The sequence below is a fragment of the Sinomonas sp. G460-2 genome (genome assembly GCF_047759905.1).
GTDB lineage: Bacteria > Actinomycetota > Actinomycetes > Actinomycetales > Micrococcaceae > Sinomonas.
On sequence record NZ_JBKZWT010000120.1, the window covers coordinates 1 to 10,447 of the forward strand.

Annotated in this window: 11 protein-coding genes; 2 read left to right on the plus strand and 9 right to left on the minus strand. The window is 69.3% G+C overall.

The features are described from left to right. From ACLN58_RS12310 to ACLN58_RS12350, 9 genes are all read right to left on the minus strand, one after another. On the minus strand, positions 1 to 652 hold a 652-nt coding region (locus ACLN58_RS12310; RefSeq protein ID WP_415855550.1), incomplete at its 3' end, for an NAD(P)/FAD-dependent oxidoreductase. Beyond that, the gene (locus tag ACLN58_RS12315; RefSeq protein ID WP_415855551.1) at positions 645 to 2,069 is read right to left on the minus strand and encodes a cytochrome P450; all 1,425 of its coding nucleotides are present in this window, start codon (positions 2,067 to 2,069) and stop codon (positions 645 to 647) included. The genes ACLN58_RS12315 and ACLN58_RS12310, both read right to left, overlap by 8 nt. A 66-nt stretch (positions 2,070 to 2,135) precedes the next feature. Continuing rightward, positions 2,136 to 2,924 carry an IclR family transcriptional regulator gene (locus tag ACLN58_RS12320; protein ID WP_415855552.1) on the minus strand — a complete coding sequence of 263 codons (789 nt, stop codon included), beginning with the start codon at positions 2,922 to 2,924 and terminating at the stop codon, positions 2,136 to 2,138. Positions 2,925 to 2,957: 33 nt separating this feature from the next. Beyond that, positions 2,958 to 3,758 carry an SDR family oxidoreductase gene (locus ACLN58_RS12325; RefSeq protein WP_415855553.1) on the minus strand — a complete coding sequence of 267 codons (801 nt, stop codon included), beginning with the start codon at positions 3,756 to 3,758 and terminating at the stop codon, positions 2,958 to 2,960. Further along, positions 3,755 to 5,506, minus strand: coding sequence for an FAD-dependent oxidoreductase (locus ACLN58_RS12330; protein WP_415855554.1), 1,752 nt, complete (start codon positions 5,504 to 5,506; stop codon positions 3,755 to 3,757). Before ACLN58_RS12330 ends, ACLN58_RS12325 begins: the two co-directional genes overlap by 4 nt. A gap of 8 nt (positions 5,507 to 5,514) precedes the next feature. Next, positions 5,515 to 6,870, minus strand: a complete 1,356-nt coding sequence (locus tag ACLN58_RS12335; RefSeq protein WP_415855555.1) for an MFS transporter — start codon at positions 6,868 to 6,870, stop codon at positions 5,515 to 5,517. Continuing rightward, on the minus strand, positions 6,867 to 7,172 hold the full coding sequence (locus ACLN58_RS12340; RefSeq protein WP_415855556.1) for a Dabb family protein: 306 nt from the start codon (positions 7,170 to 7,172) through the stop codon (positions 6,867 to 6,869). The genes ACLN58_RS12335 and ACLN58_RS12340 overlap by 4 nt, the downstream gene beginning before the upstream one ends. Then, positions 7,169 to 8,833: an FAD-dependent oxidoreductase gene (locus ACLN58_RS12345; RefSeq protein ID WP_415855557.1), complete on the minus strand. Its 1,665-nt coding sequence runs from the start codon at positions 8,831 to 8,833 to the stop codon at positions 7,169 to 7,171. Before ACLN58_RS12345 ends, ACLN58_RS12340 begins: the two co-directional genes overlap by 4 nt. A 162-nt stretch (positions 8,834 to 8,995) precedes the next feature. After that, positions 8,996 to 9,778 (minus strand): IclR family transcriptional regulator, encoded by a 783-nt coding sequence (locus ACLN58_RS12350; RefSeq protein WP_415855558.1) that lies wholly within the window; start codon positions 9,776 to 9,778, stop codon positions 8,996 to 8,998. Positions 9,779 to 9,916: 138 nt separating this feature from the next. Here ACLN58_RS12350 and ACLN58_RS12355 point away from each other — a divergent pair, with 138 nt between their 5' ends. Together ACLN58_RS12355 and ureB are read left to right on the plus strand one after the other, a co-directional pair. Continuing rightward, positions 9,917 to 10,219 (plus strand): urease subunit gamma, encoded by a 303-nt coding sequence (locus ACLN58_RS12355; protein ID WP_415855559.1) that lies wholly within the window; start codon positions 9,917 to 9,919, stop codon positions 10,217 to 10,219. Positions 10,220 to 10,228: 9 nt separating this feature from the next. Further along, the coding region (gene ureB / locus ACLN58_RS12360) for an urease subunit beta (RefSeq protein WP_415855560.1) at positions 10,229 to 10,447 on the plus strand (219 nt) is incomplete at its 3' end.

A 10,447-nucleotide genomic window follows, 5' to 3' on the forward strand; every position in this document is an offset into this window, starting at 1 on the left:
ACTGCACGCCGGCTCGTCGGTGGAGATCCTCGAAGAACCGCGAGACGGGCCCGCTCGTGACGCGGCGCATCGCGCGGTCCTGGAACTCGAGCACCGTGACGGAGCAGCCGAGCTTGGCTGCCGCCGCGGCGACCTCGAGGCCGATGTAGCCCGCGCCGATGACGACGACGCGGCGACCGGGCGCTAGTTCGCGAGCGAGGTGGCGCGCATCGTGGAGCGTCTTGAGCAAGAGGACGCCGCCGAGCTCGGCGCCGGGGACCGTGACCCGCCGCGGCGTGGACCCGGTGGCGAGCACGAGCTTCGCATACGGCACCGTACGCCCATCGGCGAGGACGAGCTCGCGGCGATCCCGGTCGATCGTGGCGGCCGAGCCGTGCACGCGCTCGATTCCGCGGGACTCGTAGTACGACTCCTTCCGCAGCGGTGTGGGCTCCGCGGGGGCCCCGCCGGTGAGGAGTTCCTTGGAGAGCGGGGGCCGCTCGTAAGGGACGGCGTCGTCGGAGTCGACGAGCACGATGCGCCCTTCCCATTTCCGAGCCCGAAGGCCCGCCGCGACCCCCACGCCTGCGTGGCCCGAGCCGACGATGACCACGGGTCCCTCCACGCCCTCTCCGTTCAGGAGCGGTCCGCTGGTGGCTGTGGACTCACTCATGGCGGCTCGCCTCGGTCTCGCGGCCTTCGACGATCACCACGAGTCGGTGCGGGCCCGAGTTGGTGAGATTGTTTCCGCGCACGTACTCGATCTCGTGGTCGGGGTGAAAGCTCACCGAGGCGAGCGCGCGGCCCAGGAGCTCCGCCGTGACCTTCGTCTCGAGCCGCGCGAGCGGGGCCCCCAGGCAGCTGTGCACTCCGTGGCCGAAGCCGAGGTGGCCGGACGTGTCTCTGTCGAGGTCGAACACGTCCGGGTCGGGGAACTTCGCGGCGTCGTGGTTGGCCGCGGCGGGCATGAGCCGCACGATCGCGCCTTTCGGGAGCGTGACCCCGGCGACCTCGACCTCTTCGGTCGTGATGCGGCTGACCCGTTGGACCGTGCCGCGGAACCGTGCGAGCTCTTCGACGAACAGTTCTGCGTCCGCGGGTGCACGGTGCAGGCGGTCCAGGAGCTCGGGCTGCTCGGCGACGACGCGGAAGGCGTTCGCGAGGAGGATCGTCGTCGTGTCGTGCCCTGCGATGAACACGAACGCGCACAGCTCCTTGGCCTCCTTCTCGGTGAGCTCACCCTCCTTCCACATCCTCGCGATGTGGCCGCCCACGGAATCGTTGCCCTCGGCGTGCAGGCGTTCCATCGTGTCCTTGAGGTACGCGAAGAACTCGTTGGCGCTTTGTTCGTCCGTGCCGGTGCCAGGGGCGTTGCGGGCCAGGCGGCCGAAGTAGCTGAACGTCTCGTCCGACCAGAACTTCATCTTCTCGAAGTCTTCGGCCGGCACGTCTAGGAGGCCGCTGATCGTCGACATGCTGAGCGGGATCGCGTAGTCCTCGACCACGTCTCCGCCGCCCCGGGCCACAAGAGCGTCGAGCAGGCCCTCGGCCGTCTCGCGGATGCGGTGCTCGAACAGCCCGATTGCCTTGGGCGTGAACGCCTTCGCCACGATTTGCCGCAGCCGCGCGTGGTCCGGCGCGTCGATGAGGGTCAGGAATGTGAGCGGCACCGGCGTGACGACCTCCGAGGAGAAGACCTTCGGGGCCCGCAGCGCTTTGCGGACGTCCTCGTAGCGGGTGATGAACCAGACATCGGAAGCCGGCGACGCTGCGCGCAGCACTGGAGCGTTCTCGAGCATCCACCGGTAGTGCCGGTAGGGGTCGCCCTGGCTGCCATCGTCGACGACCTTGAACGGCTCGAGTTCGCCGGGCCAATCGAGCTCGTGGGAATACGGTGGCGGGGTGGGCACGGCGTTCGGGTCCGAGACGACGTGGGAGGCTCCGCCGTCGTCGGCGGTTGCTCCCGTGAACGGGCACGTGAGGGTCATCTCGCCCTCCTTTCCGGCCGGCGGGGCGCGCCAACGCGCCCGGCTCTGACCTTGGGTGTGGACTCCGGGCGGCACCTCGGCCTTCCGGGTGACGTGGATCACGTCGTTGAGTCGAGCTTGGCGCAATCGGTGAGGCGGATCCCATGACCCTTCCGGTGGACGGAAGAATTAGCGGTTGCCGCGCGGATCCGGGACCCCGCCGAGCGCTCGCGTCATGCCGTGCGCAGCGGTCGTGAGGGCGGGGACAACGCGCGGCACGAGGTCGGCCTCGGCGCGCGGCAGGATGCAGTTGAGCGCCGCGGCGATGTGGGGGCGCTGGGACGATTCGCCGGGCCCGAACACGGGTACGGCGACGCCGATCCATTCCGTGCGCCCGATTCCGGGCGGCGCCGAAAAGCCCTTCTGCCGGGTATCGGCGAGCTGGCGCCGCAGCGCCTCAGGATCGGTGACCGTCTCGGGCGTGATCTTCTCGAGCGGGCCCTCGAGGGCGCGGCTCTGCACGGCGGGGCTCGAGAAGGCCAGCAGGACGAGGCCGCTCGAGGACGCGTGCAGGGGCATGCGTTCGGCGATGTTCGCGGCATCGAGCGGTGACGCGGGGGAGGAGAGCCGCTCGACGTAGAGCGCCGTCCCATGGTCGAGCACGGCGAGCGTCACATGCTGCTTCACGGTGGACTGCAGGTCCTCCATGAACGGCAGGCAGACCTCGCGCAGTGTGAGCGCCGGCGAGGCCCGCGACGCGAGCTCCCACATGCGCAGTCCGGGCCGCAGGTCCCCGTTGCCGGCACGCTCGAGGAGCCCGTGCCTGACGAGCTCCTCGGTGAGTCGGTGCGTTGTGGTGAGCGGCAGGCCCGAGCGGCGCGCGAGGCTGCTCAGGCTCAGCGACGTGGTCCTGCGGTCGAAGCAGCTCAGGATCCGCACCACGCGGCTGATGATGGAGTCTCGCGTCGGCGTCGTCATCCGCGGCCCCCTGTCGTCGAAGCCGGGTGTCCCCTAAGCATCCTCGCGCAGATTGTTGCCCGCGGTCTCTCCGCCATCGATCGCGAGACTGGCGCCGGTCATGAACCGCGATTCGTCGGACGCCAGGAACAGGATGAGGTCGGAAATCTCCGCGACCTCGGCTGCCCGATCAAGCGGGATCTGGCCGAAGCCGCGCTTGAGCCCAGCCGTCATGGGCGTGTTGACGGAGCCTGGATGCACCGAGTTGACCCGAATGCCGTACGGGCCGAGGTCGAGTGCGCTCGTCTTCGTGAGCCCCTGCACGCCCCATTTCGCGGCGGCGTAGGCGGCGCGGTTCTTGAAGCCCACAAGGCCGGCGATCGACGAGATGTTGATGATCGAGCCGCCGCTCGCTTTCATCACGGGCACGGCGGCCTTCATGCCGAGGAAATTGCCCGTGAGATCGATCTCGATCGTGCGGCGCCACTCGTCGACGTCTGCCTCCTCGACGCTCCCGCGTGTGAAGATCCCGGCGTTGTTCACGAGAACGTCGAGCTTGCCGAAACGTTCGACGGCGGCGCTCACCGCGCGCTCCCAGCTTGCGAAGTCCGTGACGTCGAGATGGACGAACAGGGCGACGTCGCGACCGGCCTCGGCGTTGATCTTGGCGGCGAGCGCGCGGCCTTCGTCGTCGAGCAGGTCGCCGATGACGACCTTGGCGCCGTGGCCCGCGAGGACACGCGCATGCGACGCGCCCATCCCGCGGGCCGCGCCCGAGATGAGCGCGACCTTCCCGGCGACGCGTCCCCCGGTCGTGGCCGCGCCGGTCGCCGTGATGCTCGCGTTCGTGCTCATCGCGTGGCCTCCTTCGGGAGTTCGGGTCCCCGCTCGACGCCGCGGTCCACCCCGCGGAGCGCCGCGAGCCGCGCGATGTCCCGGCCCGCTCGGTAGCCGAACACGAGGGCCGCGCCGATGTGCGAGCCGTAGCCGGGGTAGCCACCGCCGAAGACGCTCCGCGCCGCCGCGCCGACGGCGAAGAGACCCGGGATCGGGGCGCCCTCCTCGGTCACCACGACGTTGTCGCGGTCCACGGAGATGCCAGCGAACGTGCCGAGATCGCCCATCTGGATCTTGGCTGCGTAGAACGGGCCCTGATCGAGCGGGGCGAGATTCGGGTTGGGCCGGTGCTCGAGGTCGCCCCGGAAGTGGTTGTACTCCGTCGAGCCGCGCCCGAATTCGGGATCCGTGCCCGCGGCCGCGTGGACGTTGAACTCCGCAACGGTCTCCCGCAGGCCTGCGGGGTCAACCTCGAGCTTTGCTGCGAGCTCCTCGAGCGTCTCGCCACGCACCAGATATCCCATCTTGTAAAAGTAGCCACGCGGCATGGGCCAGGGCTTGGCATAGCCGATCCCGTATTTGTGCATGGCCTTCGCATCGCCGATCACGTACCCGAACGTCTTCTCCTCGGCGGAGTTGTGCCTGATCATGGCGCCACCGAAGTCGTGGTAGCTCAGGGCTTCGTTGCCGAACCGGCGGCCGTGTCGGTCGACGGCGATAAGCCCGGGCAGCCCAATCGCGCGCAGATGCGGGAAGAGCCGCTCGCGGCCGTCGCGGTGGCGGAACACGGTCACCGGCGCCCACGAGCCCACGGAGGAGACGCCGTCATCAATGAAGCCGCCCGCGGCGAGCGCCATGCGGGCAGCGTCGCCGCCATGGCCCACGGTCGGCGTGAAGTGATCGTCGCCGTCGTGAGGGAAGTAGCGGCGCCGCAGCTCGGCGTCGCCCGAGAAGCCGCCAGCGGCAAGGATCACGCCGAGCTTCGCCTCGACCCGCACGGGGTGCTCGCCGCCGAGCACGGCTCCGGTGACGGATCCGTCGTCGCCCCTCGTCAGCGAGAGCACAGGCGAGCTGTTCCACAGCCGCACGCCAGCGTCGAGAGCGCTCTTGACCATGAGGGTCATGAGCGCGTTGCCGTTGGAGCGGAGCACCGGGCGGCGGTAGCGGGCCGTGTCGAACCACGTGCGGAGGAGCTTCTTCGCGACGTACACGAACGACTTCACGGACTGGTTGACGTGGAAGAACTCGTTGATATCCGGCCCAACCTGCGGCATGTAGCCGAAGACGGTGTAGGAGGAGAGGTACGGCTGCATGAGCGGGCGCTTGTCGCCGAGGATGCGCGCGTCCGTGTCCTTCGGGAGGATCGCGCGTCCGCCGAGGCGGGCCCCTGGGAGGTCCATCTGGTAGTCGGGCGCCTTGTCGGGGTACACGAATTCGACGGCGGTCTCCTGCTCGAAGAAGTCAAGCGCCTCCGGCACGGCGTCGAGGAACTCGCGCACTCCCTCGACGTTGTAGGTCTCCGGGGCAAGGTGCTTGAGGTACGTTTCGACGTCCTCGCGGGTATCGCCGGCCGCGGCACCTTCGCGGTTGCCGGGCACCCACGCCCAGCCCGCGGAGATCGCCGTCGTGCCGCCGAAGTACCGTTCCTTCTCGGCGACGATGACACTCAGGCCCTGGCTTACGGCCTTGAGGGCCGCGGCCATTCCGGCGGCACCGGAGCCGACCACGAGGACGTCGCAGGCCATGGCCTTCTGGATGGTGGTCACGAGGTTCCTTACTGCTGGGAGCCGGCGGCCAGGGCGGGCGCGCCGAGCTGGTCAATGGGCGTGTGTGCGGTCTCACGGGAGCTCAGGACGGCGGCGAGGGCGAGCGCCGCGCACACGGCGCCGAACACCGCGACCGGGATCCACCCGGCGGGGCCAGCGGTCATGAGGAGCCCGCCGATGAGCGGCCCGAAACCTGCGACGACGAGCCCCAGCTGGTTGCCGAGTGCCATGCCCGTGTAACGGACCGGCGCGGCGAAGAGCTCGGCGAAGTAGCCGGGCCACAGGCCGTTGAAGCCCGAGTAGAGGACCGTCATGAACGCGAAGCTCGCCACGAACACGAGGACGAGGTTCCCCGTGCTGAGGGCCCAGAAGTAGCCGAAGAGTCCTGCGGCGCAGCCCACCATGGCGACGACGAGCACCGGCTTGCGTCCGATCCGGTCCGAGAGGGCGGCGACGGCAGGCATGGCAAGCATCGAGAGGCCGATCGTCACAGCGTTGATCGTGAGAATCGCGCCCTTGTCGAGACCGCCATGCGTGGTCGCGTAGGAGAGGCCGAAGACCGTGAAGATCGTCTGCATGACCGAGAAGACCGACATGAACAGAACGCGCAGCACGTCGGGCATCTGGTGCCTGAGCACCTCGCGGAGCGGGAGCTTGCGGACCACTCCCTCCTCATGGGCCTCCTCGAACACGGGAGTCTCATCCAGGCGTGTCCGCACCCAGTACGCGATCGCGAGGACCACGACCGAGCACCAGAACGGCACGCGCCAGCCCCACGACATGAGCTGGTCCTTCGGCAGGGCCGTGATGGGCACGAACACGAGCGTCGCGAGGACCATGCCGGACGCGTAGCCCGTCATGACGAACGACGTGAAGAACCCACGACGGCCCTCAGGCGAGTGTTCGAGGGTGAGGGCGGAGGCGCCCGCGGACTCGGCACCGGCGGAGAAGCCCTGGAGCAGGCGGCCGAGCGTGAGCAGGATCGGTGCGAGCATGCCCACGCTCTGGTACGTCGGGAGGAATCCGATGCCGAGCGACGCGAGCCCCATGAGGCACAGCGTCACGAGAAGGACGTTCCGCCGGCCCAGCCGGTCGCCGAAATGGCCCATGACCATCCCGCCGAGAGGACGCGCCACGTAGGCGACACCGAAGGTCGCGAACGCGGCCACGACGCCGACAGTCGGGTTGTTGGCGGGGAAGAACAGCGCCGGGAAGACGAGCGCCGCGGCGGTGCCGTAGATGAAGAAGTCGTAGTACTCGAGCGTTGAGCCGAGGAAGGACGCGAGGGCGGCCTTGCCCGGCGTCTTGCGCGGTTCGTCGGCAATGGCCTCGGCCGCGCCGGCGCGGCGAATGGCAGTGGTCATGACATTTCCTTGGGGAGTTCGAAGTCGACCGACACGATCTGCTCGCTGTTGGGGAACGAGTACTGCTTGAGCGGCTCGTGCAGGGGGTGGGTGTTGTAGACGTCGATGTCTGCGGCGGACTCGAAGTCCGCGACGATGGCGTAGTCGAAAGAGCGTGCGGACTGGAGGACGTCCGCGCCGTGTGTGAGGGCGAGCAGGCCCGGGATGTTGCCGCGCATGCGGTCCAGCCCGCTTGTCCAGGCCTCGCGCTGTTCGGCCGGGAAGTCCGGCTTGAACTTGAACAGGACGGCGTGGCGGATCATCGCGCGGCCTCCGCGAGGGCCGCCTCGGCCTCATACGAGGCCGGCCGGCCCGCGATCGTCCGTCCCGCGAGATAGCCCATGGTCATGAGCGGCCCGAGCGTCGCACCGGCGCCGGGGTAGCCGGCAGCGTAGGCGCTCTCAGTCGCGTTGCCCACGGCGAACAGCCCCGGGATAGGCGCGCCGTCGACGTCGAGCACTCGCGCACGGCCGTCCGTGGCGATGCCGCCGTTCGTGCCGAACGCGCCGTTGACCACCTCGAGCGCGTAGTACGGGCCGCGCGCGAGCGGGGCCAGTGACGGGTTCGGCCACGGGTTTCGTGCATCGCCCCAGTACCGGTCGTAGGCGGTCTCGCCGCGGCGGAAGTCGGGGTCCTCGCCTTGTACCGCATGCTCGTTGAACCGCGCGACGGTCGCCTCGAGGTTCTCGGCGGGGACGCCGATCTTCTCAGCGAGCGCGGCGAGCGTCGGAGCTTCGATGAGGTACTGCGGCGTGGGCTGGCCCGCGCGGTGGGCGAGGATCCCGTAACGCTCGAGGTAGCTCTGGTCGAAGACCACGTGGGCCGGCGTGTTGAGCGTCTGGTTGTTGGGGGAGTCCCACGACTGGAGGCAGCGCGCGAGGTCGTTGTAGTTCTGGGATTCGTTCGCGAACCGCTTGCCGTGCCGGTTGACCATGATCGAACCGGGCCCTTGGCGCTCGAAGCGCAGGAGCGTGCCGATCGGGCGGCCGTCGCGGGTATCGCCGGTGATGGACATGGGCGCCCACCAGGCCTCGCGCGTCCCGCGGGTCTGCGCGCCGATGCGCTGGGCCATCCGGAGGCCGTCGCCTTCATTCGAGGGAGGGGAGCACATCGTGTAGAGCCGGCTCGCGAGCATCGAATCCGCAAGCTTCGCGTCCCATTCGAAGCCACCCGTCGCGAGGACCACGGCGTCCTTCGCCGCGAACTCCTCGCCGGATTCCAGGACGACGCCGGTGACTCGCCCGCCGTCGTGAGCGAGCCGAGCGCCGCGGGCCTCGACGGCGAGGTGCGCGCCGTCGCCCACCGCGCTCGCAAGGAGCATCGCTACGAGCGCGCGACCCTTCGCGACGAGACCAGCCGCGGCGCGGGCGGTGAGCTCGTCCCACGGGAACCGGGTGAAAGCGCCCCAGTCCTCGTACTCCTGCATCGTGAACGGCGCCCGGCCGTCCGATCGGACGTGCTCCGCGAGGCCGCCCAGGAGCTCGGTGATGTTGGCGAGCTGCGGCTCGATGGTCCGCCCGCCGTCGACCGCTCCCGGGAGGTCCTGACGATAGTCCGGGAAGTTGTCGAGGAAGAGGAAGCGCACGCCGAGCTCGTCCTCGGCGAAGCGGAGCATCGAGTCGCCGTAGTCGACGGCGGCGTCCAGCAGCTCGTCGCGGCCCCGGCCGCGGGACACCGCCCGCACGTACTCGTGCGCAGCAGCAAGCGAGTCGTTGAGCCCGCGCTCGCAGGCGTAGTGGTTCCCGGCGATCCAGAGCATGCCACCGGAAATGGCGCTCGTGCCGCCGAGCCGGCTGGCCTTCTCAAGGACGACGACGGACTTGCCCGCCCGCGCCGCCGTCGCCGCGGCGGTGAGAGCGCCGGCGCCGGAGCCGACGACGACGACGTCGTAGGCGTTCTGCCGAGGGCCGGTGAGGAACTTCATGGTGGGACTCCTTTGAACCGAAAATCTGGCTTCGAGCCGGGAGATTCGGCCTTCGAACCGAAAGGGCTGGCTCGATGAGAGTCCCACCGTTCATGTCGCGTGAATCACACCTTTCCCGTTGATCGGGAATAATTGCTCTCGTGGTCGGGTCCCGTGCCGCGATTACAGGCTTCGGCGGATCGCGTCGCGGAGCGTCCCGTCCCAGCCAAGCGAGCGGGAGATGCCGCGCGCGGCCGTCTGGAGAGCCGTGATCGATTTCTGCACCGGGCCGCCTTCCCTCGGGATGACGACGCTGAGCGCGGCGATCGCCGCCCCGTGAGCGTTGAATACGGGCACCGCGACCCCGGCGGACTCGGGAACGATCGTCCCCAACTGGACGCAGTACCCCGTACGCCGGATCTCGGCGAGCAGACGGCGGAGTTCGTCCGGGTCCGTGATCGTGGCGTCGGTGAGCCGCGGATGCCGGCGCGCGAGGAACGTGTTCTGCTGCTCGGCCGCACCGAACGCCACAAGCAGGAGCCCGGACGAGGTCGCATGGATGGGGAGCCGGCCGGCCACGCGGGTGATGTTGATCGTGGACGTGTTCGAGCCGATCCGCTCGATGTACAGGACGTCCTGCTGGTCCAGGATCCCGAGTGCCGTGTGGTGCCCCACCACGGATTGCACGTCCTCCATGAACGGCAGCGCTGCCTCGCGCAGCCCGAGAACCTTCGAGCCCCGCGAGACGAGTTCCCACAGCCGCGTCCCGATCCGGAGCTTGGCGCCTTCGCGGTCCAGCAGGGACTCGGCGAGCAGCTCGTCCACGAGCCGGTAGGTCGTGGTGCTCGGCAGCCCGGCCCGGCGCGCTAATTCGGCCGCGCTCAGCGTCGAGTGCTCGCCGTCGAACGCCTCGACCACGCGGACGATCCGGTGGACCATCGATTCGCCTGAGGGTGAGTTCGCCATGTTGGCCTCCTGCCCCCTCGATCCTACCCGCGGCCCAATTTCCTCTGCCCCGGCGCCGAGCCGTCTGGGAAACACCGGGGTAACATGAGCGGCCTAGCATCGCGAGCGGGTGCCGTTGCCATGAGGTAAGGAGAACGCATGAGGCTCAGTCCGCGCGAACAGGAGAAGCTCATGATCGTCGTGGCCGCGGATCTCGCGCGGCGGCGGCAGGCCCGCGGGCTCAAGCTCAATTACCCCGAGGCCGTGGCGATCATCAGCTACGAGCTCATCGAGGGAGCGCGCGACGGCAGGACGGTCGCGGACCTCATGAGCTGGGGCACCACGATCCTCGCGCGCGAGGACGTCATGGAGGGCGTCCCGGAGATGATCCACGACGTCCAGATCGAGGCCACGTTCCCCGACGGCACGAAGCTCGTGACCGTCCACGAGCCGATCCGCTAGGAGCCAGCGATGGAAGCACAGAATCCGGCGGAGGGCCTCGTCCCGGGCCAGACGGTCACGGCGCCGGGCGAGATCGTTCTCAACGCGGGCCGGCCCGTCACCGAGCTGAGCGTCACCAACACGGGCGACCGGCCCGTCCAGGTGGGCTCCCATTTCCACTTCGCCGAGACGAACCGAGCCCTCGACTTCGACCGCGAGGCCGCGCGCGGGCGCCGCCTCGACATCCCG

What these genes read in the sequence shown, in the direction of transcription:
- ACLN58_RS12320 (WP_415855552.1), bottom strand. Translation starts at nt 2,924, where the DNA reads ATGACGACGCCGACGCGAGACTCCATCATCAGCCGCGTGGTGCGGATC.
- ACLN58_RS12325 (WP_415855553.1), bottom strand. Translation starts at nt 3,758, where the DNA reads ATGAGCACGAACGCGAGCATCACGGCGACCGGCGCGGCCACGACCGGG.
- ACLN58_RS12335 (WP_415855555.1), bottom strand. Translation starts at nt 6,870, where the DNA reads ATGACCACTGCCATTCGCCGCGCCGGCGCGGCCGAGGCCATTGCCGAC.
- ACLN58_RS12340 (WP_415855556.1), bottom strand. Translation starts at nt 7,172, where the DNA reads ATGATCCGCCACGCCGTCCTGTTCAAGTTCAAGCCGGACTTCCCGGCC.
- ACLN58_RS12345 (WP_415855557.1), bottom strand. Translation starts at nt 8,833, where the DNA reads ATGAAGTTCCTCACCGGCCCTCGGCAGAACGCCTACGACGTCGTCGTC.
- ACLN58_RS12350 (WP_415855558.1), bottom strand. Translation starts at nt 9,778, where the DNA reads ATGGCGAACTCACCCTCAGGCGAATCGATGGTCCACCGGATCGTCCGC.
- ACLN58_RS12355 (WP_415855559.1), top strand. Translation starts at nt 9,917, where the DNA reads ATGAGGCTCAGTCCGCGCGAACAGGAGAAGCTCATGATCGTCGTGGCC.